This is a genomic window from uncultured Veillonella sp. (assembly GCF_937981445.1).
GTDB lineage: Bacteria > Bacillota > Negativicutes > Veillonellales > Veillonellaceae > Veillonella_A.
On the sequence record NZ_CALJON010000048.1, the window covers coordinates 1 to 21,963 of the forward strand.

Sequence of the window (21,963 nt, forward strand, 5' to 3'; positions counted from 1 at the left end):
ACTGACGATCTTCGCCGTGACAGGGCGACATGTTAACCGCTACACCACGGGGCCGCGATACCTGAGTAACAGGTACTTACATATATTAACATGAGATTATTTTTTTCGTCAAGTATTTTTTTAAATTACTATTAGTTATTTTATACTTCCCTATTTTATACTTCTCCACCGCCTATATATACACTATAATAAGCGTAAGATAGTGTAGCTTGCATTTACGCCAAATTCTATTACTATTATATACGTTTTTTTAATTATATACGTCTTTTGAAAAACCTATTATATACGTTTTTTGAAAAACTATCGTATATAGTACTAAATCGTATATAGCACTAAGATTTATAAAGTTATAAATGCACCATACAGCTTTACGTAATACAAGCTAACCCACTTAATGTATAAAGCATCAAAATACATATGCTAATTACACTGTTCAATCCAATTATAATCAAAGGAGGCCCCTTATGGAGTACAAATGGCTTGGCAAAGAATATTTAGCCTTCAAATTAAATCCCGGTGAGGAAATCATCAGTTCTATTAAAGCATTGGCTGAAAAAGAGCACATTACTTCCGCTATGATTCAAGGTCTTGGTGCCGTTAATGATATTACCTTAGAAACGTATCGCGTAGCAGAGCAACAATACTTTGAAAATCGGCTAAAGGGCAATTTTGAGATTACTAATATTAGTGGCACCATTGACTCCTTTGAAGACAACTACTACTCCCACTTCCACATTACCATTGCCGACGAAGACGGTCATGCCTGGGGCGGTCACCTAAAAAAAGCAATTATCAGTGTTACCGCTGAAATGATTCTTACCGTATTACCGGCCAGCATTGAACGTACTCATGATGAAGAAGTTAATTTAAACTTTTGGGATTTTAAAGAATAAGTAATACCGCAACTGAATATCATACTATATATGAAAATGCTAAAAGAGAACATACTAAAAGACTAGATACATAGGTATCTAGTCTTTTATTGCATTCTTTCATGATTATAGGGCCTGATTATTGTATTATCTCCTTACTAAATTATCTAGCACTAGCACATGATATTATTAAATTACATGCCACGACATTACATCGCATCATTAGACCACCGTATTACCTCATCACCGGGCATCAATGAATTTGATCTTCATCTATATCAGGTTCGCGCGTAATGAGTTCATAATTATATTTTTCATACAAGGAAAAGGCAATGCGCAAAATCATAAAGTCTTCATAGCGTCTCATATCATAGCCAGTTAAGCGTTTTAATTTCTGTAATTGATACTGCAAGGTATTTTTATGAATAAATAAGGCCCCTGCAATGGCTACAATGGAACCATTATGCTCCCCAAATAATTTTAAAATATGAGAAAATTCCTGTACTTCTTTTTGTGATAAGTTTTGCAAGACTTTATGACAGAACAACTCTTGCCGATACGTATTTTCCATATTAAATAAAAGTTCCACCGTCAAATCATCATAGTGCACAATAAAACTCTCATCCTGATCATCACCACTTTTAGTATTTTCTAGTACTAAGAGGGCGTCCTTATAGGATTTTTTAAAATTACGATGCACCTTGCTGCCCACTGCAACGGTTACAAAGACATCATGCTGCTTTGCTATATCTAAACAATCTTCTAAGCAAGTGGTAATAAGATTTTCAATTTTGCTCTTATAAAGAATAACAAATTGTTGCTCATGCTCCATCCAAATTACAGATTTCCTCAAACTAGGCGCTGCTAAGGTAGCAAATTTTACTTCTAAATGACAGCGTAAATCCTTAAAGAATGAAAAGTATTTTCCTGTCGGACGAATGGAAACAATGCGTTTATAATCATCTTCTGAGCGCCAATTTTCCAGTGTATTCTCTTCCCAGCGCTCTTTAAAGTTTTCAGGATAAAAGATTAAGTCTTCTAAAAGCATGCGACTACGGTCTACTTCACGTTGACGAAGAGCACTCACTTCATCCTCTAATACAAGAATCTCCGTCATCTTACGCAAAATATTGCCATAAATAGTCACTTGCTGTGGATCGCCCGTAATCCCAATAACAGCAATCATTTCACCATTAACATGAACGGGTACATTAATACCTGGTCGAGTGCCTTCATAAGAATCTTCTGGCGATACGATGAGCATTTGATTCTTCTCTACAACCGTCTTAGCGCCCGCATGAAATGTGCCCACCCGATTCGGGTCTGTACTGGCAATAATTCTGCAATCCGTATCTATAAAATTAATATCTTGCTTTATTATGGATTTCATACTTTCCACAATATTTTGAGCTAATTGAATTGAGACTTTCATAGGCATCTCCCTTTCCCACTATGGGATACATTGTTCCACAAGCTATATGTATGATTATAGACTAGGACACGAATAATATCAAACTTTTTAGCTTTTTTAAGTCATTTTATTAGTACGAAGACTATAAGTTTAAAAATATATAAGTAATTTGCTCAACCTTCAGTAGTGCGCCCTGTACTATCAAAAACCACGCCCGGCTCTTAGCATCTAGTCCGTAGACTATAAGTAGTATAAAAATCACCCTTAAACTTAGTCTCCATACGGTAGTTACATCCTTGCTATAATGGTATAGTAATATTGAGTTATTGTAATGCATTCATTCTGTTTTATTGTAATACGTGAGTACTACATAAACAAGGCAAAATTTTAAAATATATAAATAAAACCATTCAATTAAAAGGCTCTTAGAAAGGACTTGATGTACATGAAGTTTGGCGATACTCCTATTATCCACAATCTACTAAAAGACATTGAAATACCACGCATGTTCTATGCAAAACAAAGTTTTCCTAGACCGCGCATCGAACCAGAAGATATACCTAAAGTCGTATTTGAAGAATTATCTAAAGACAACATTGCGCCCCTAATCAAAGAGGGCGCCTCCATAGCCATTACCGCTGGTAGTCGCGGTATTGCCAATGTAGATATTATAACCAAAGCAATTGTCGATTATTGTCTTATGCGTGGTGCTAAGCCTTTTATCGTCCCTGCTATGGGTAGCCACGGCGGCGCTACCGCCGAGGGGCAAGTAGAACTCTTAAAGGGTTATCATATTACAGAAGCCACTATGGGCTGCCCCATAAAATCATCTATGGAAACAGTCTTCTTAGGCTATTCAGAGCATAATCGCCCCGTATATATTGATAAAATCGCCTACGAATCGGATGGTATTATCGTGTCTTGCCGACTCAAAATGCACAATGCCTTCCGCGGTCCTTATGAAAGCGGGCCTTGCAAAATGATGGTGGTAGGTCTAGGCAAACAAATGGGGGCTGAAAGTGTTCATGCTGATGGCATGGACCGAATTGCCCAAAACTTACCTGCCAATGCAAAAGTTATTTTAGAGAAAGCTCCAATTCTCCTCGCCATACCTTGCATGGAAAATGCGTATGACGAGACTTGTAAGATTGAAGCAATTCACAGAGATGACATTTTCACACGAGAGCCAGAATGAAGCAGTACACAGAGAAGCCATCCAAACACGAGCGCCAGAGCCCCTAACCTTTGCTAGTCAACATATGCCTAAAATTTTAGTCAATGAAGGGGATGTACTCATTGTCGATGCCATAGGCAAAAATTTCAGTGGCACTGGCGTAGATCCTAATATAACAGGCACCTTCTCCACTCCATTTGCCACTGGCGGTGTAAAAGTACAGCGCACTTGTTTTTTAGACTTAACCCCGCAATCTCATGGCAATGGTCTCGGCATTGGGTTAGCTGACTTTATTACTAAACGACTGTTTGACAAGCTCGATTTAGGTGCCATGTATCCGAATTCATTAACAAGCACAGTGCTCCGCTCCTCCGTCATTCCCATGATACTCAGCACAGATAAAGAAGTTATCCAAGGTTGCATCCGCACCCTCAACAAAGTAGATAAAACAACAGCGCGCGTCATACGCATTCCTAATAGCCTGCACATTGGTAAGATTATGCTCTCTGAGGCTTATTACGAAGATGTGAAAGCGGGTAAATATGAACATTTAGAAGCTATAAGCGAGCTTATGCCACTGGAATTCTCTGAAGCAGGTGAACTCCTAACGCCATTAAACTAGTACGGCATAGAATTAACTGCATATATTACATTGATTATGACATTATATTAAAAAGCTATGAATAGTATCTTTCAAACTATTCATAGCTTTTTATGCACATAGCCCATATTGTCCACATAGTAAATAATATACACAGGGCCAATATTACTCATATAACAAATATTATTCACATAGTAAATAGTATACACAGGGCAAATGTTATACACATAGCAAATATTATTCACATAACAAATATTATTCACATAGCAAAAGGGCCTGAAGTATGTCTACTTCAAGCCCTTTTATGTATCTACTGTTCAAGTAAGTTCTTATATCTTACCTGATTTCTAAGGATTAATCTCCGAACAAAATCCTCAGTGGAAGGCTGCTAATTTCATAATGCGCCCAATAGAGCGTCCTGCCCCTGCAGCCAAAGGCAACACTTGCTTCATAGCATACTCTAATTGCATCGGTTCGTTGATAATATCCAATACAAGGGAAATACCTTTTTCATACACTGTTTCAGTTTCTAAAGCGACCCCACCAACTACGGCAATAACCGGAATCTCATATTGTTTAGCCGCCAAAGCTACACCTATAGGTGCCTTCCCAAAAGCCGTCTGATTATCCATACGACCTTCACCAGTGATGACTAAATCAGCGCCTTTTAGGTGCTCATCTAACTGTATAAGCTCCATAACGGCATCAATACCACTCTTTTTATGTGCCTTAGCAAAAGCCATCATACCTGCGCCTAAGCCGCCAGCTGCGCCAGCGCCAGGAACATCTAACACGTCTGCACCAAGGTCACGTAATAAACATTCTGCATAATGATGTAAATAGCCATCTAATTGCACTTTCATCTCTTCATTGGCCCCTTTTTGGCCGCCGAAAATATGTGACGCCCCATGTGGTCCACAAAGCGGATTATTTACATCACATAAAATGGTAAATTTTACTGATTTAATACGTTCATCCATTTGAGAATCATCAATGCGTGCTAAACGCCCTAATGATTCAGCTGCGGGTGGTAATTCCTTGCCATCTGCATCTAAGAATCGCACACCCCAAGCACAGGCTAGGCCCATGCCACCATCATTAGTGGCACTGCCACCAATCCCCATATAAATTTCACGAGCTCCATTATCAATAGCATCTAACACTAATTGTCCAGTGCCATATGTTGAAGCCTTCAAAGGATTTAACTTTTCCTTAGGTACTAGTGTAATGCCCGAGGCGGCAGACATTTCAATAATGGCAATATCACCATCAATCATGCCGTACTTGGCCTCCACCTCATCCCCTAAGGGCCCCATTACTTTTGAAGTATGATATACTCCTTGGCGAGCAATGACAATGGCATCCACCGTTCCTTCGCCACCATCCGCAATCGGAATGGTAGTAAAATCTACATTAGGTACAATGGTTTCAATACCTTTTTGCACAGCGGCAGCTATATCAATACTAGATGCACTTCCCTTGAAGGAGTCAATGGCTAATACAACTTTCTTTGTCATTCTCATCGTCTCCTATTCATCATTTATTTTTTAGGTAAAATGCCTGCTGCCGTTAATTCTTTTTCAAAAAGACTTACTACAGGTTCTGGGGATGGCAAGCTAGGACGAACTGAATCGCCTACTTCAAGGCCTACCATATTACACATTACTTTAGTTGCTACAGGGAAGCTTGCCTTATCTTGACTCAAGCGAATTGGATTAATAAATTCTTGTGCCTCCCGAGCGGCTGCTATATTACCAGCAGCAAATTCTTTATAAATGCGCACTGTTTCTTCAGGCATAACTTGTGCAATGGAGCAAACGCCACCGTCTGCACCGACACAAAGGCTAGCATATACAAGTGTGTCTTTACCACCAAAGATCTTAAATGGTTTGAACTTTGTACGGCGAAGGAATTCTTGAAGCAAGGAAATGTCACCACTAGAATCTTTCATACCTACAATGTTTTCATTATTTTTAGCCACTGTTTCTACTACATTAGGTGTAATAGAATAGCCACAACGGCCTGGGTTATTGTAAAGAAGCACAGGGAAGTCCTTGCTGACTGCTTTAGCAATGGTATCAAAATGCAAAGTCAATTCTTGTTCAGTCAGTTTCAAGAACATAGGTTGTAAAATAGAGATACCATATGCTTTATTGCGTTCTGCCATTTTAGCTAAGCGAACACAAGTTTTAGTGCGAATTGCGCCAATACCGAAAAGCACTGGTACACGACCATTTACATATTCAAGCACATGTTTTAAAGTGGCTTCCATTTCTTCTTCGCTGAACATGTAGAATTCACCATTACTACCGAAGAGAAGAATGCCGCTTACACCACCATTAATACAGCGATCAATGATTTCATCAAGTTTTGGTAAATCAATTTCTTCTTCTTTAGTTACTGGCGTAATAATTGGCACCATAATGCCTTTTATAACATCTAAATTTATCATAGTTAGCCTTCTTTTCTTTTTAATATAAGATTAGTTTCATATCAATTCGTAAGGAACTACTTATAAGCATTCCCAAAACATGCCTTCTACCATGCTTTAGGAGTGCTAGAGGACCTTTAGAAGGCCCTCTAGTTTTTATGCCTTAACGTACCATGCTTGGTTTTTTAGGATCAAATTTCCAATCTTTAATGTAGTATTGCATACCTTTCGCATCATCGCGAGCACCACAGCCATTTTCTACATATAAACGATGTGCATCTTCAATGCGTTTCATATCAACTTCAATACCAAGACCAATATCAGTTGGTTTTACATGGATTTTGCCATCTACAATTTTATGAGCATTCTTAGTCAAATCTTGACCATCTTGCCAAATCCAGTGAGAGTCGATTGCTGTAATATTACCAGGTGCAGCAGCTGCCACATTGGCAACCATGGCTAAGGAAATATCGAAATGGTTATTGGAGTGGCAGCCCCAAGTTAAGTTAAATTCATGGCACATTTGAGATACTCGTACAGAACCAGACATAGTCCAGAAATGAGGATCTGCTAATGGAATGGACACACTTTGTAATAATACGGAGTGTTGCATTTGACGCCAATCGGTAGCAATCATATTAGTTGCTGTTGGAAGCCCCGTACGTTTACGGAATTCATACATAATTTCACGACCAGAGAAACCATCTTCAGCACCACATGGATCTTCACAATAAGCAAGAATACCATGTTTATCTTTGCAAAGTTCCACAGCTTCTTCTAAGGACCAGCAACCATTAGGGTCTAATGTAATACGTGCATCTGGGAATTCTTTGTGAAGTGCCACGATAGCCTTCATTTCTTCTTCCCCTTTGAATACGCCGCCTTTTAGTTTGAAATCTTTAAAGCCATAGCGTTTTTGTGCTGCTTTAGCAAGTTCTACAACAGCTTCAGGTGTAACGGCTTCTTTACGGCGAATGCGACCCCAATCATCGCTGTCATCATCATTGTCGATGTAAGGCATATCAGTAAGATCTTTGTTACCTACGTAGAATAAGTAGCCTAGCATAGTTACATATTCACGTTGTTGACCTTCACCTAATAAAGCCGCTACTGGCACTTTTAATTCCTTGCCAAGTAAGTCTAAATAACAGGATTCTAACGCTGTTACAGCATGAACAGTGGTGCGCAAATCAAATGTTTGTAAGCCACGGCCACCTTTATCGCGATCAGCGAATTCATGTTGAATGCGAGTCAATACATTTTTATATTCCCCTAAAGTGCTACCAATAACAAATTTCTTAGCTTCTTCTAATGTATTGGTAATTTTAGCACCACCAGGTACTTCGCCTACACCGATTTCATCTTTATCAGTTGTTAATACTACAATATTTCTTGTAAAGAATGCCCCATGTGCACCACTTAAATTCAAAAGCATGCTATCATAACCAGCTACTGGATACACGTCCATTTTTACAATCTTACTCATAGTAATGTCCCTTCCTTTACGTCCTTCATCGCTGTACTCGCTCTAGTACAACAATACCTTTAAATACTTGTCGTTCATTTACTTCTTTAATACATGTAATACCTTGCATGCCTTCATGTGTTAAATGCTTTATCCCTTTTACTAAAAAACCATTTACTACATGTAAGCATATGCTTTGCTCTTAGCTTAGCAGCGAAGAACTAAAATGTAATCCACATTGACTAAGGCCGATAATATAAAATGTATTTACGCCCGTTGGCGTGGTTAACAGTAATACATTTAAACCACCGCTACTTCGTAACCGCCTTAACTAGCTTCACGCTCTGTATCCCAAAACACTAGTTAATAGGCGCTTCTCGCCTAATTTCAACATAGATTCAATGAGTTGACCTATGCTTTTATTATATACTGCGTATGTGTTAAGTGATACATTCAAGGATACAAAAAAGCAAAGCTTGTTCCCTCAAAGACTGTTACTCATACCAATTTCCAAAAATGTTCCCTAGAGGGACTCTACTTGCCCTCAATTCATCCCCTAATACCCCTAAGGCCTAAAGAGCCCCATAAGTTACGCTTTCGTAAATGTTTTATAGATACAAAGAACCCTCTGCTTACGTCTAAGCAGAGGGTTCTTCTAAAGGGATACATGTTAGGATATTTAATCCTTATAACAAATGCATTAAGCATTAGTCAACGTTGTAAACTACTATTATTTATCTAATGTAGTGTTGTTCATTTTTTCATAGAAATGAAGAAGTTTGGAATGGTCACGATCACCAAAGCCATCGTTCTTAACAGCTTGCATCATTTCCATAGCTTGTGCACAAAGAGGCACTGCCGTATGCAAGGAATGAGCTGCATCAAGCGCATTTTGTAAATCTTTCAAATGAAGATCAATGCGGAAGCCAGGGTTGAAGTTGCGTTCAAGCATCATAGGTCCCTTAGCATTCATTACATTACTACCAGCTAAACCGCCTTTAATTGCTTCAAATACTAAAGCAGGATCTACATTAGCATTTTTAGCCAATACAAAAGCTTCACTAACAGCTGCAATATTTACAGCTACGATAATTTGATTAGATAATTTAGTAACATTACCAGCACCTACATCGCCAACGCGAACTACAGAGCCAGCCATGGCTTTTAATAAATCATAGAATTTATCAAAAGTTTCTTGTTTACCGCCTACCATTACAGAAATAGTACCAGCAATTGCACCAGGTTCACCACCAGATACAGGAGCATCCATAAAGTCTACGCCTTGTTCAGCTAATTGTTTTGCAAAACGTTGGCTTTCCACTGGGTTAATGGAGCTCATGTCAATAACAGTAGCGCCTTTTTTAAGACCTTCAGCAGCACCATTTTCACCGAACAATACATCATCAACTTGTGGAGAGTTTGGCACCATAGTGATTAATACATCAACTTGTTCGCCTACTTCTTTAGCTGTAGCAGCACCTTTAGCACCTAATTGTTCCATTTCTTTAATAACTTCTACATTAAGTGTATTTACTACTACATCATACCCTTTTTTTATTAAGTTGGCACACATTGGTTTGCCCATAATGCCTAAACCGATAAAACCGACTTTCATTGAATAACACCCTTTCTTTTCAACCTAACTAATCGTCTTGGCTTATGCCTATATAGTATAGTTTATATTTATATTATAAATAGTAGATTCTATGCCCGCTATGTTCTCCATAACATATTCTGTAGTTTTTCCTTTCTTTCTTTTTACCATAGAAACGAAAGAATTCATTATCTAACTAAGCAAGGCTTTTTAGAATCAAATTTCCAATCTTTAATTAAGTACTGCATAGCCACGCTATCATCGCGATCATGTGTAGCCATGGAGTTGTACAATTCATTGGCCTTCATCACTTTGTCCATATCGATTTCAAAACCTAAACCTGGTTTATTTGGAATTTCAATATGCCCATTTTTAATTTCATAAGGCGCTTTAGTGAGCTCTTGACCATCCTGCCAAATCCAATGCGTATCAATTGGCGTAATATTGCCTGGTGCTGCTGCCGCACATTGTGCAAAGATAGCCAAGGAAATATCAAAGTGATTATTGGAGTGAGAGCCCCAAGTAAGTCCCCAATCATTGAGCACTTGCGCAATACGAACGGAGCCATTCATAGTCCAGAAATGTGGGTCAGCTAGCACTATATCTACTGAGCGAAGTGATACAGCATGATAGAATTGACGCCAGTCTGTTGCAATCATATTCGTTGCCACACGATGTTGCGTAGCATTTTTAAATTCGCACATAATTTCACGGCTAGAGAAGCCTTTTTCTGGACCACATGGATCTTCCGCATAGGTTAAAATACCATGTAAATCTTTAGTAAGTTCAATCGATTCGGCCAAGGACCAAGCCCCATTAGGGTCAATATTGATGCGTGCATCTGGGAATGCTTCTTTTAAAGCCTTAACAGCTTTAATTTCTTCCTTCCCTTCAAATACGCCGCCTTTTAATTTAAAATCCTTGAAACCATATTTTTGTTGTAATACGCGAGCTTGTTCAACAATAGCTTCTGGAGTTACCATTTCTTGACGGCGCATTCTAAACCAAGGATCACTGCTATCCGATTCATCAAGATATGGCAAATCTGTTTTATTCTTGTCTGATACATAGAATAAATAACCGAGAACTGGTACGCTATTACGCTGTTTACCATCGCCTAATAATTCACAAACTGGTAAGTCCATGAACTGTCCAAGCAAATCAAGCATAGCGCATTCTACAGCACCTTCAGAACGAACAACGAATTTTAAGTTTTTAAGATCTAAACCTTGTAACCCTTCTCCATCATTGCCACCTGCTTGCCAAGCACCACGACGAAGGGAGTCTACTACGGAGCGATAGCGACCAATTTCCTGTCCTACCACAAGTGGTTTACAACTTTCCAAACTCTTAGCAATATCGTCGCCACCATGAGTTTCGCCAACGTCCACATGACCTAGTTCATCTTTTAAAATAACCAAATTACGTGTAAAGTAAGGGCCATGAGCGCCACTTAAGGTCATTTCCATACTATCGTAACCAGCCACTGGAATAACTGTCATTTCTACTACTTTTGGTGTTTTTGCCATGCCTATCATCCTTTCTCTACGACTCTCTATTATCGCTTCAATTCATCGAATAACATATCAGTACCACAAGGCCCCATCAGGTTATAGGGGCTGGATTAAATACGGCCAAGGCATTGTAAATACCATAGGTATCAGATTTTGTTTTTACTTCCCCACTAGCAACTTTAATGATAAGTTCAAAAATGGCTTCTCCCATAGTTTCAATGCTTTCTTCGCCAGTCAATACACGGCCACAATCCACATCGATAATATCATGCCATTTAGCTGACAATACAGGATTCGTACTTACTTTTAATACTGGAATATATGGTAAGTTATATGTAGTCCCGCGACCGGAGGAGAATAATTGCAATGTAATCCCAGAGGCCAATTGTTCTGTACCACATACGAAGTCACTGGCTGGTGTAGCCGCAAAAGTTAAACCTGGTTTTCTAATCTTTTCACCAACAGAAATAACATCTACGATTTCAGAGGTACCTGATTTAGCCACAGAGCCCATGGATTTTTCTACAATCGTTGATAGACCACCGGCTTTATTACCTAAGGATGTATTAGCAGTACGGTCTACTTTACCTTGTGCTAAATAATCATCATACCAAGCCACTTCTGCATCTAATTGTTTTACCACTTCATCATTGAGCATGCGATCTTTCATAATGTGAACCGCATCGCGCACTTCAGACATTTCAGAGAAAATAACTTTAGCCCCATGTAGTACTAGTAAGTCACTGGCATAGCCCATAGATGGATTCGCAGTTAAGCCAGAGAAGGCATCACTACCACCACATTGCATGCCTACGGACAATTCACTCACTGGAATAGGCTCCCGTTTTCTTTGATTGAGTCGTTCTAAAATTGTTTTTGCTTGTTCTAAAATCGTCTCAACCATAGCCGCAAAGCCTTGGCAGTCTTGGAGCATAATAACATCGTCAATTGGAAAATCAGGGTACGCCCGTTCTGGATTGAACTTTTCACACCCAAGACCTACTACCATGCGCCCTTCAATCATATTAGGGTTTTCACTAATATGACGAATGGTGCGTTGTGGAATTTCTGATCCCTTACCATCGATAGCTACGCCGCAACCATAAATATGGTTGACTGCCACTACGCCATCCACATTAGGATATTGGGGCAATAATTCTTGACGAATTTTATCTACTGCATAATTTACAACACCTTCAACGCATTGAACTGTTGTGTTAATAGTTAAAAGATTGCGTGTTCCTGCAGTGCCATTGCTATTGCGATAGCCCATGAAATAACGCGTCTCAGGTTTAGGTGCATCAGCAAAGCGATAGTCTAATTTCTTATGTGCCACCGTAGTGTTCATTTCGTCACTTGGTTTTACATAAATGTTTTTTTCATTTACCCAAGTGCCTGGTAGTAAATCTTCCTTGGCATAGCCAATGGCTACACCATAGCGAATCACCGGTGCATCTTTTTTAATTGTTTCTAACGCTACTTTGTGCCCAAAAGGAACTTCAGTTAAGGTAGTAACATTAATTTCCTCTACTACATGATTTTTCGGTAAGCCCGTCTCTACAACGGCAATAGCTACATTGTCATTCGGATTAACTTTAATTACTTCTCTCATTGGAACCTCCCAAATAAATAAGGCAGCTATTTAACAGCTACACGCTGTCAAATAGCTGCCTGTTCTTAATACATAATCATCATTAGATTAGATTTCAAACTTTTACTCTTCAATAGGTTTAACTTCAAAACGTTTGATATCGCCAACCACAACAAGATAACTTGCAAGAGCTACGAATGCATGGATACCAACGAATAGTAACGCCATGTCGAAGGAACCAGTTGTATTTACAATATAACCGATTACAATTGGAGTTACAATACTGGAAAGGTTACCACACATGTTCATTACACCACCGCTAAGACCAACGATTTCTTTTGGTGCAATATCAGAGTTAACAGCCCAACCAAGAGCGCCGAAAGCTTTACCAAAGAATGCTAGCGCCATCAATGCTACAACGACCATATCATTGTCGGTGTAGTTACAGATAATCATAGACATAGCTAAGATCATACCAGTTACGATTGGCACTTTACGTGCTACAGATAAGGAATAACCACGATGTAATAAGAAGTCAGAGAATAAACCGCCTAGAATACCACCTAAGAAACCACAGATTGCAGGTAAGGATGCGATGAAACCAGCTTTAAGGATTGTCATACCACGAGCCTGTACAAGATATACTGGGAACCAAGTGATAAAGAAGAATGTTAACGCATTAATACAATATTGAGCTACATATACACCAACGCACATACGGTTGGAGAATAATTGTTTAATATAACCAAGTTTTGGACCAGAATTTTCGTCCTTTTTCTTGCCACTGTCGATACTTACTAAACCGCCACCTTCTTTAATATATTCCAATTCTTCTTGGTTAATATGTGGATGTTCAGCAGGATCATGAATGTAATGACGCCATATAAGAACGAATACTAAACCTATAGCACCCATTACAGTGAAGATGTGATGCCAACCAAAAGTATGAACAATCCAGCCCATCATAGGCACGAATACTACAGTTGCAAAGTATTGTGCTGCGTTGAAGATAGACGATGCTGTACCACGTTCTTGTTTAGGGAACCAAGCAGCAACGATACGGCTATTACCTGGGAAGGAAGGTGCTTCAGCTACACCAAGTAAGAAACGCATTGCAAAGAGTGTTGCCATTGCTACGAAACCATGTAAGAATACAACCGCGCCTTGTAGCATTGTAAATAAAGACCAGAAGAATAAGCTATAAGCATATACGCGTTTTGTACCGAAACGGTCTAATAACCAACCGCCAGGAAGCTGACAAATTACATACGCCCAGCCCCAAGCAGAGAAAACATAACCTAAATCAACATTACTAAATTCCAATTCTTTTGCAATTGCTGTACCAGCAATAGAGATTGTTGCACGGTCAGCATAGTTAATTGCAGTAATAATAAACAATAACCATACGATGCCCCAACGTACCCATGTTTTTCTTTTTACGTTGCAAGCCACATCCATGAAACCACAACCCTCAACTTGGGTTTGGGTGTTCTTGTTTTCAGAAGTGTTCATTTCATAGCCTCCATACTAAAAACCATACCACTACACATTATGTCGTATATTCCGTGCACAGTACGTTTTGGCCTATGAACATCGGGTCAACTCTGAAACTTAAGCCATCTTTCATGCACTGTGCTTGTTAACTGACCTAATTATAGCCCGAATCTATGATTCATAGATATAGTATCTATAACATATAAACATATTATATTTTCCCTTCTTTTAGTTATAATATGTATATATCGAATTATATGGTTTACTTAAAGTCATAATAAAAGTTTTTCAACCCTCTCATATAACAAAAAAAGATATTTCAGCATTTTTAGATTATTTTGAATGAGAGTGTATGTTCCCATTCACACAAAATGCCAAAATATCTTTTTATTGTTTACTAATCTTTTTTAATTACCAATCCTTCTCCTGATTGGCCATAGAATAACCTTCTTGATTGTTCATCGAAAAGCCATCTACCCGTTCATAGTCTGCTGTAGGGTCTACTTCTTTAATCGTTTGACCTAATTGCTTCACTAAGCCATTAGGATTTTTAACCGATAACTTCGCCTCTTCCCCTACTAATACCCAAAGGATTTTATAATGCTTAGGATCTACTTGCAAACGTTTTTCCCCTTTACCATCAGTAAAATAAATAAGGAGATCTGCCTGCATTTGATTAGCTAAATTAACTACGGGCGAAAATAAAGTACTACCACGAGCTGTTACGCGTGGCTCCACATCACGAATGGACTTTACCGTATAAGTACGACGTATAATACTATCACATTCCACAACAGTAATTTCAAAATCATAACTCTTAGTAATCTCTAAGACTTCTAACATGGCTTGACGAAACGCGGCATCACTAATACTGCCGCTACAATCAAGACCTACAACAATCTTTGCGCGGCGCTTGCGTAACGTACCACGAATTTCTAAGCGCTCTGGCTGACGACGGCTCCGCCGCGTCGTCGTTTTACGATGACCACAAGCCACAGAACCAATAAGTCGTTTTAAGTACACAGACCAAGGTAAGGTTGCTTCGTGCTTCTTCATATCACTTAAAAGACCTGTTAAATAGCCTGCCATGTCCCCTTTTTCAGAATTGGCTACCATTTTACTAGTCAACTGTTGCTGTGAATCACCATCAACCTGATCTGACTCTGCCCATAAATCATGACTTCGTGCCGCATCAAAGGCATCCGCTAAAGACGGCTCCTTAGAAGGCGTCATAGGTGTTTCACTCAATCGATCTGCGAGCTCCGTTTCGCCCGGTGTATCGCGAGCTACATCAATATGCCCTTGAATTTCATCTACATAATATTCCAAAGGCTTAAAGGCTACTACGCGGGTCCCAAAATTCTTATTAAGCCAGTTTACATCAATAGCATTGGGCGGTAATGGACTAATATAATTATTTACCACTATATCCATAGCCAAATTAATAGCCAAAGGTGAATATCGCTTATACAAACGTTTTGCCCGCACCAAATGTAAGGATATAACATGTAAAATCTCATGCTTAATGGAGCTCAACATTTGCTCTCCAGTCATCTCTAAAAAGATAAGCGGATTAAAATACATGACATAGCGGCTCCCTTTAAAGTTAATGCCTGTGCCACTAGTCATGGCAAATCGCAATTCTTGACCGACTTGTAAAAAGAAATAGCCATAAAAAGAATCCGACTCAATAAGGCTCAAATTCAATTTTGATACGAGTTTAAAGAAACGGTCTTCATAGTCTTTATCCACTACAAAATCAGCCGTCCCTGCCACCAGGTCCCGCTTCCCCGCTGCCAAGGCGGCCGCCTCTGATATAGCATATCCCAACGAGTTTGTATAAGCACTGTCTTTTATTTCCTGCTCGCGCTGTGCAGCATCACGTTTCTTTTGCCAAGCCGCCACTAGAGCTTTCGTCTCTCCTAAGAGGGCCAAACGCTCCTGTTCTACTGGATCTACCACAGTAGAAACACCTTGGCCTACTGCACCGCCTACTACTTGACCGGTTGCGCCGGACAGACCTTTATGCTCTGTAGCTGACGCCTTTTGGTTCTCAGAAAGATGATTGGCGGTGAGTCGTCTTACAATATCAATTTCACCATTCATAAAAAAGCTCCTTATAAGCTTCGCTGTAAATCAAAAAAAGCATTTACAAATTCGTCACTTTTAATGGCCTCTTCGTATAGGCGCGGAAATGTATTGCGCACATCTTTCATAGCGGCCATGCGCAAATCTTCTGGATAAGCCCCTAAGAATTCCATAAAGCGCTTCACAATCTGCTGCGCCTCATGGTCATCAACAAATAATTGGTTCGCCCGTAATTCAATGCCACGCATTAAATTCTTAGCTGTTAAATACAATCTTGTATGGCTTTCCTTTTGAAGGCGACCTAGAACATTATCACTTAAATGTTCTCCTTTAAATACATCATCATAGGTAATTAAAGGTTCATGGTCCGCTTCCACAAAGCTGACAAATTCGCGAGCAATAACTTTACCTACATTACCACGAATGACATTGAAGAATACATCCTTACCTACTTGATCAGGTGCTTCTTTATACATTTTATACAAAGCTGACACACGCTCATAACTACGTGGCGTAGCGTAAATATCGTCTTCGTTCATTTTATGTAAATACTCTGGATACGTACTAATGAACTCCATAACCATTGGCTCTAAACCGGCTTCAGCAGCCCAATCAAGCCATTGCATATAATCGGGCTCCATCTGTAGCCAAACAAAGCGATTCTGCTGTGCCACGTCCATTTCAACCGTTTGATAGTCATAGCTATTAGTTGGATTCATGGCGGCTACAATATGCACATCTTGGCCTAAGGTAAAACCATTAATTTCACGATTCAAAATCAAATTCATAAGCTCTTGCTGTACTGCATGTTCACAGCGGTTAATTTCGTCAATAAATAACAACACTCTACGGCCTTTAGCTAATTCATCAGCAATTGTTTTTAGCTTATGGTGAATCGCATACACTGTCACTTTTTCAGTAACCACTGAGCCATCATCGAGTTGACGTGTAAAGCTATCTACCGTAGGCAATCCGCCAATTTCGCCTTCTTTTAGCAAATTACCATCAATGGTAACTAAGGACCATTGGTGTTTTGATGCTAAACGATGGGCTAACGATGTTTTACCAATCCCTGTCTCCCCTACTAATAAAGGCACCTGACCGGCACCGAGAACAAGTTCCACACTTTTCATTGTTTCTACAAAATTCATTTATTATTCTGGCCTCTTTTCAATTTAGTATTTTAATAACTCATCTACAGCAATCCGACGTACGCGCTGACTTCCAAATTCATCAATCAAGCCCACCACATCAGCTTCAAACCCTTTATTATGCTTACCAATATAAGTACAATTGATTAAATCACGCACATATTGATCATCTACTTGATCTTCCTTCAAAATAGCTTTTAATTGCTCTTCTAAATAGGTAGGTGGAATCATATAATCTGGCGGCAAATATTTAGTAATCAAACTACTTATGCCAATAAAATGTAAGGCCTGCTCTACTGTCACATGGGGCAATAAGCGCACCGCCTGCGGGTCTAATGCAATGGCTAAATCAATAGCCGCATCAGTAGGCTCTTTAATATAACTAAGGGCTTGATAGTTTTGCTTAACCGCTGCTAATTGCACGGCTTCTGAAGGATTGTGAATAAACTTAATCGCATCATAATTAGATGCTACCGCTTGAATCTGTAAGTCTTCACTAGGCTCCTTCACATATTGAATGGCCCAGCCTGATTGTTCTAAGGCAATATGCACTAATTCTTCACTGGGATTTTCAATAAGGGCTAAATTATTCCACCCTTTAGCCACTACAGCCTTCAATAAGTCTGGTGTAGGATTCTTCAAATATTGAATGGCCCGTGGTGCATTAGATATGGCAATATCTACCATTTCTGGTGTAGGGTCGTCTATATATTGTAAAATCATGCCATTTTTCTTAAGCGCAGTCAATTTCATCTCTTCCGTGGGATGTTCCATCTGTGCAATGGCATAGGGATTAATTTTTAATATTTGTAATTTTTTTTCATTATCCATATAATTGCCTCACATATATTTCAACTTCAATTAAAATTTCGACTTCACTTCAATTAAATTTTCAACTTCACGTAAATTAAAAGTTCAACTTTATATCAATTTTAATTGCACTCTATTATATCGAATAAATTCATTTCACATTACATCTTACCATGTATGGGCTCTTTTGTCTCTTTTATTCTCCATATTTTAGGTATGACTTACCTTCATATGCATATTCTATTACGCAGGAATATACCTGTTCTGTCCTACTTAACTATGTATGTTCTTATCCATGAGGTTTTATTTTCTATGACAAAAAAGGAGATTCCTTATTTTGAAGGTATCTCCTTTTTATTAGACCTATGTAACTGCGATTCGTCCAATAAGACCAAATCATGAGTTAGCATATAAGTTATTAATATTTACTTATTATTTCGCTGCTGCAAAATGAGCATTTACCTGATCCCAGTTAACAAGATTCCAGAATGCATCAATATAAGCTGGGCGGGCATTTTTATATTTCAAATAATATGCATGCTCCCAAACATCTAAACCAAGCACTGGTTTCTTACCTTCGCTCAATGGAGAATCCTGATTAGCTGTAGATACGATTTCTAATTTACCATTAGCAACTACTAACCAAGCCCAGCCAGAACCAAAACGACCTGTAGCCGCTTTAGCAAATTCCGCTTTAAAGTTTTCAAAACTGCCAAATGCTGCTTCAATAGCCTGAGCGATCGCTCCAGTTGGTGCCCCACCAGCATTAGGTGCTAAAATATTCCAGAAAAATGTGTGATTTGCATGACCGCCACCATTATTACGCACAGCTAAGCGAATATCTTCTGGCACCGCCTCTAAATCACTGATTAAGGCTTCTACGTCTAATTTGCCAAGTTCAGGATGTTTTTCGATGGCTGCATTTAAATTTACAACATAGGTGTTGTGATGTTTATCATGATGAAAATGCATTGTTTCTGCATCAATATGCGGTTCTAACGCTTCATAAGCATAAGGTAGTTCTGGTAATGTATAAGCCATACTAAGCCTCCTCTTTCCCTTAGGGAAATAAATATATCTTATTTTATATACGATAAAATTACCTAGGCAATGTAAATATCCCCTGAGTAGGCAAACTATTCCATTGCTTATATCTAATTTTTTCAATCTTTATCGTAATTTAATGATAACATTTTTCATTTATTTTGTCTATGAGCAGTTTAGCTCCATTCAGTTCAGCTTATATTTCCGTACAAAATAATATACTTAATCCAAAGAGACATTTTAAAATATATTAATTTTTAACATATTTTATTTCATATACAAAACGAGACTTTTATCTTCTAGAGTTTTGCCTACAATCACTGAATTAAATTAATCTTTTAATGATTTACATCCAGTTTTATATCAACCATATAGAATCAATCATATTAAATCATTTTATTTTTAAACATATTTTTATATTCATATATATTAAAACCCATTGCTACATCACATCTTTTATTTTTAGCATTTTCTTAATCGAAAATAAGTATCATTAAATGTATTGTAATGTACGTCATTTCGGTTTACACTTAGGGTACATTTTATATTCTTTATTATCCTTAGTGGAGGTGTAACAATGCAACACAATGCATGGCAAGGCTTCATTACAGGTGTATGGGATAAAGCCATTGATATTCGTGACTTTATCCAACGAAACTATAACCCCTATGTAGGGGACGATTCCTTCTTAGTAGGTCCTACAGAACGTACATTACAACTCTGGGACGAAGTATTACGCTTATACGAAGAGGAAAAAAATAAGGGCGGCATTCTAGATGCCGATACTGATATTGCTACATCAGTATCCTCTCATGGACCTGGTTATATTATTAAAGAGTTAGAGCAAATCGTAGGACTTCAAACAGATAAGCCCTTAAAACGAGCTATGTTCCCTTATGGTGGTCTTCGCACAGCTAAAATGGCGTTGAAAGAATATGGTTTTGATATGAACCCTGAGCTTGAAGACTTCTTTAAGAAGCACCGCAAAACTCATAATGATGGTGTATTCGATGTGTACACCCCAGAAATGCGTGCTGCTCGCTCTGCTCACATTATTACTGGCCTACCTGACGCCTACAGTCGCGGCCGTATTATCGGCGACTATCGCCGTGTTGCTCTATACGGGGTGGATCGATTAATCCAGGAAAAAGAATTAGAATTTAGCATCACCATGGGCGACATGACAGCAGAGGTCATTCGTAATCGTGAAGAAATTCGCGACCAAATCCGCTCACTACAAGAATTAAAAGAAATGGCGCTCTCTTACGGCTTTGATATTAGTCGTCCTGCAGAAGATACTAAAGAAGCCATTCAATGGCTCTATTTTGGTTATTTAGGGGCTATAAAAGAGCAAAATGGTGCTGCCATGTCAATTGGCCGAAACACCGTGTTCCTCGATATTTATGCTGAACGGGACCTAAAAGCAGGTCGTTATACAGAATCAGAGATTCAGGAAATGGTTGACCATTTTATCATGAAACTTCGCATGGTTCGCTTCGCTCGTATTGTTGAATACAATAATTTATTTACTGGCGACCCTGTATGGACCACAGAATCCATTGGTGGCATGGGCTCTGATGGACGACCATTAGTCTCTAAAATGTCCTTCCGTTATCTTCATACTTTAACAAACTTAGGTCCTGCACCAGAACCAAACTTAACGGTTCTTTGGTCACCGCGCTTACCTGATGGTTTCAAACGATTCTGCGCGAAACTTTCCATTGAAACATCTTCCATTCAATATGAAAACGACGAATTAATGCGCCCTAACAGTGGCGATGACTATGCTATCGCTTGCTGCGTATCCCCTATGCGAATTGGCAAGGAAATGCAGTTTTTCGGTGCCCGTTGTAATCTCGCTAAATGCCTACTCTACGCAATCAATGGTGGCATTGACGAAAAGCTAAAAAAACAAGTAGGTCCTAAATACCGTCCAATTACCTCTGAGTATCTCGACTTCGATGAAGTGATGGAACGTTTCGACGACATGATGGAATGGCTAGCTGGCGTCTATGTAAATGCCCTTAATATCATCCATTACATGCACGATAAATACGCTTACGAAAAATTAGAAATGGCGCTCCATGATCGTCAAGTAAAACGCTGGTTTGCCACTGGCATTGCGGGACTTTCCGTTGTAGCAGACTCCCTCTCTGCTATCAAATATGCCAAAGTAAAACCTATTCGCGATGAACAAGGTGTTGCTATTGACTTTGAAATTGAAGGGGACTTCCCTAAATATGGCAATGACGACGATCGTGTGGATGACTTAGCAGCGATGATTGTATCGGCCTTTATGAATAAGATTCGAAAACATCCTACTTACCGTGATAGCGTGCCTACCATGTCCTTGTTGACTATTACATCCAATGTTGTCTATGGTAATGCCACCGGTTCCACACCAGATGGGCGCAAACAAGGAACACCATTTGCACCAGGTGCCAATCCAATGCACGGCCGTGATTCCCATGGTGCTGTTTCGTCCATGGCGTCAGTAGCTAAAATGCCATGGCGCGATTGTAGCGATGGTATTTCCAATACCTTCTCCATTATTCCTGATGCATTAGGTAAAAACGGCGAGACCATGATTCGTATGAGCGATTTAGACTTAGATTTATCCGATGTTTTAAACAGCTCTATGCCTACAGGTCTCCCTGTTAACAACGAAAATCTTGCGTGCCACGAACCTAATGTAACCTTATATTCCAAGGAGGACAAATAAT

At 39.1% G+C, this 21,963-nt stretch carries 16 protein-coding genes; 4 read left to right on the forward strand and 12 right to left on the reverse strand.

Going from position 1 to position 21,963, the window contains the following annotated elements; translation table 11 throughout:
- Positions 1-464 precede the first annotated feature (464 nt).
- Positions 465-893 carry a PPC domain-containing DNA-binding protein gene (locus Q0376_RS07695; RefSeq protein ID WP_298706168.1) on the forward strand — a complete coding sequence of 143 codons (429 nt, stop codon included), beginning with the start codon at positions 465-467 and terminating at the stop codon, positions 891-893.
- Positions 894-1,125: 232 nt separating this feature from the next.
- Here the strand turns inward: Q0376_RS07695 and Q0376_RS07700 are convergent, their stop codons facing one another.
- On the reverse strand, positions 1,126-2,304 hold the full coding sequence (locus Q0376_RS07700; RefSeq protein ID WP_298706169.1) for a sugar diacid recognition domain-containing protein: 1,179 nt from the start codon (positions 2,302-2,304) through the stop codon (positions 1,126-1,128).
- Between the two features lie 424 nt (positions 2,305-2,728).
- On the opposite strand from Q0376_RS07700, the gene Q0376_RS07705 reads away from it, so the two are divergent.
- Both Q0376_RS07705 and Q0376_RS07710 read left to right on the forward strand, forming a co-directional pair.
- A complete protein-coding gene (locus tag Q0376_RS07705; protein ID WP_298706172.1) occupies positions 2,729-3,478 on the forward strand; it encodes a lactate racemase domain-containing protein in 750 nt (249 codons plus the stop codon).
- A complete protein-coding gene (locus Q0376_RS07710; RefSeq protein ID WP_298706174.1) occupies positions 3,450-4,079 on the forward strand; it encodes a hypothetical protein in 630 nt (209 codons plus the stop codon). The genes Q0376_RS07705 and Q0376_RS07710 overlap by 29 nt, the downstream gene beginning before the upstream one ends.
- Positions 4,080-4,432: 353 nt before the next feature.
- On the opposite strand, the gene Q0376_RS07715 is transcribed toward Q0376_RS07710, so the two are convergent.
- The 11 genes from Q0376_RS07715 to Q0376_RS07765 form a co-directional block, all read right to left on the reverse strand.
- Positions 4,433-5,575, reverse strand: coding sequence for a glycerate kinase (locus Q0376_RS07715; RefSeq protein WP_298706177.1), 1,143 nt, complete (start codon positions 5,573-5,575; stop codon positions 4,433-4,435).
- A 23-nt stretch (positions 5,576-5,598) separates the two neighbouring features.
- The gene (locus tag Q0376_RS07720; protein ID WP_298706180.1) at positions 5,599-6,510 is read right to left on the reverse strand and encodes a dihydrodipicolinate synthase family protein; all 912 of its coding nucleotides are present in this window, start codon (positions 6,508-6,510) and stop codon (positions 5,599-5,601) included.
- A 142-nt stretch (positions 6,511-6,652) separates the two neighbouring features.
- Positions 6,653-7,975, reverse strand: coding sequence for an enolase C-terminal domain-like protein (locus tag Q0376_RS07725; protein WP_298706183.1), 1,323 nt, complete (start codon positions 7,973-7,975; stop codon positions 6,653-6,655).
- Between the two features lie 709 nt (positions 7,976-8,684).
- A complete protein-coding gene (garR, locus tag Q0376_RS07730; protein ID WP_298706186.1) occupies positions 8,685-9,569 on the reverse strand; it encodes a 2-hydroxy-3-oxopropionate reductase in 885 nt (294 codons plus the stop codon).
- Between the two features lie 167 nt (positions 9,570-9,736).
- Positions 9,737-11,077 carry an enolase C-terminal domain-like protein gene (locus Q0376_RS07735; protein WP_298706189.1) on the reverse strand — a complete coding sequence of 447 codons (1,341 nt, stop codon included), beginning with the start codon at positions 11,075-11,077 and terminating at the stop codon, positions 9,737-9,739.
- Positions 11,078-11,153: 76 nt separating this feature from the next.
- Complete coding sequence (locus Q0376_RS07740) at positions 11,154-12,674, reverse strand: UxaA family hydrolase (protein WP_298706192.1); 1,521 nt, start codon at positions 12,672-12,674, stop codon at positions 11,154-11,156.
- 102 nt (positions 12,675-12,776) lie between these two features.
- Positions 12,777-14,165, reverse strand: coding sequence for an MFS transporter (locus Q0376_RS07745; protein WP_298706195.1), 1,389 nt, complete (start codon positions 14,163-14,165; stop codon positions 12,777-12,779).
- A gap of 393 nt (positions 14,166-14,558) precedes the next feature.
- The gene (locus Q0376_RS07750) at positions 14,559-16,253 is read right to left on the reverse strand and encodes a VWA-like domain-containing protein (protein WP_298706198.1); all 1,695 of its coding nucleotides are present in this window, start codon (positions 16,251-16,253) and stop codon (positions 14,559-14,561) included.
- Between the two features lie 11 nt (positions 16,254-16,264).
- Positions 16,265-17,386: an AAA family ATPase gene (locus Q0376_RS07755; protein WP_298706201.1), complete on the reverse strand. Its 1,122-nt coding sequence runs from the start codon at positions 17,384-17,386 to the stop codon at positions 16,265-16,267.
- A gap of 24 nt (positions 17,387-17,410) precedes the next feature.
- Positions 17,411-18,217 carry a DUF4116 domain-containing protein gene (locus Q0376_RS07760; protein WP_298706204.1) on the reverse strand — a complete coding sequence of 269 codons (807 nt, stop codon included), beginning with the start codon at positions 18,215-18,217 and terminating at the stop codon, positions 17,411-17,413.
- 411 nt (positions 18,218-18,628) lie between these two features.
- Positions 18,629-19,237: a superoxide dismutase gene (locus tag Q0376_RS07765; RefSeq protein WP_298706206.1), complete on the reverse strand. Its 609-nt coding sequence runs from the start codon at positions 19,235-19,237 to the stop codon at positions 18,629-18,631.
- 580 nt (positions 19,238-19,817) lie between these two features.
- On the opposite strand from Q0376_RS07765, the gene pflB reads away from it, so the two are divergent.
- Positions 19,818-21,962: a formate C-acetyltransferase gene (gene pflB, locus Q0376_RS07770; RefSeq protein ID WP_298706208.1), complete on the forward strand. Its 2,145-nt coding sequence runs from the start codon at positions 19,818-19,820 to the stop codon at positions 21,960-21,962.
- Position 21,963: the final 1 nt, after the last annotated feature.

Bases quoted from the DNA above. Each gene is read 5' to 3' on its own strand.
- Q0376_RS07695 (WP_298706168.1), top strand. From the start codon at position 465: ATGGAGTACAAATGGCTTGGCAAAGAATATTTAGCCTTCAAATTAAAT.
- Q0376_RS07700 (WP_298706169.1), bottom strand. From the start codon at position 2,304: ATGAAAGTCTCAATTCAATTAGCTCAAAATATTGTGGAAAGTATGAAA.
- Q0376_RS07705 (WP_298706172.1), top strand. From the start codon at position 2,729: ATGAAGTTTGGCGATACTCCTATTATCCACAATCTACTAAAAGACATT.
- Q0376_RS07710 (WP_298706174.1), top strand. From the start codon at position 3,450: ATGACATTTTCACACGAGAGCCAGAATGAAGCAGTACACAGAGAAGCC.
- Q0376_RS07715 (WP_298706177.1), bottom strand. From the start codon at position 5,575: ATGACAAAGAAAGTTGTATTAGCCATTGACTCCTTCAAGGGAAGTGCA.
- Q0376_RS07720 (WP_298706180.1), bottom strand. From the start codon at position 6,510: ATGATAAATTTAGATGTTATAAAAGGCATTATGGTGCCAATTATTACG.
- Q0376_RS07725 (WP_298706183.1), bottom strand. From the start codon at position 7,975: ATGAGTAAGATTGTAAAAATGGACGTGTATCCAGTAGCTGGTTATGAT.
- garR (WP_298706186.1), bottom strand. From the start codon at position 9,569: ATGAAAGTCGGTTTTATCGGTTTAGGCATTATGGGCAAACCAATGTGT.
- Q0376_RS07735 (WP_298706189.1), bottom strand. From the start codon at position 11,077: ATGGCAAAAACACCAAAAGTAGTAGAAATGACAGTTATTCCAGTGGCT.
- Q0376_RS07740 (WP_298706192.1), bottom strand. From the start codon at position 12,674: ATGAGAGAAGTAATTAAAGTTAATCCGAATGACAATGTAGCTATTGCC.
- Q0376_RS07745 (WP_298706195.1), bottom strand. From the start codon at position 14,165: ATGAACACTTCTGAAAACAAGAACACCCAAACCCAAGTTGAGGGTTGT.
- Q0376_RS07750 (WP_298706198.1), bottom strand. From the start codon at position 16,253: ATGAATGGTGAAATTGATATTGTAAGACGACTCACCGCCAATCATCTT.
- Q0376_RS07755 (WP_298706201.1), bottom strand. From the start codon at position 17,386: ATGAATTTTGTAGAAACAATGAAAAGTGTGGAACTTGTTCTCGGTGCC.
- Q0376_RS07760 (WP_298706204.1), bottom strand. From the start codon at position 18,217: ATGGATAATGAAAAAAAATTACAAATATTAAAAATTAATCCCTATGCC.
- Q0376_RS07765 (WP_298706206.1), bottom strand. From the start codon at position 19,237: ATGGCTTATACATTACCAGAACTACCTTATGCTTATGAAGCGTTAGAA.
- pflB (WP_298706208.1), top strand. From the start codon at position 19,818: ATGCAACACAATGCATGGCAAGGCTTCATTACAGGTGTATGGGATAAA.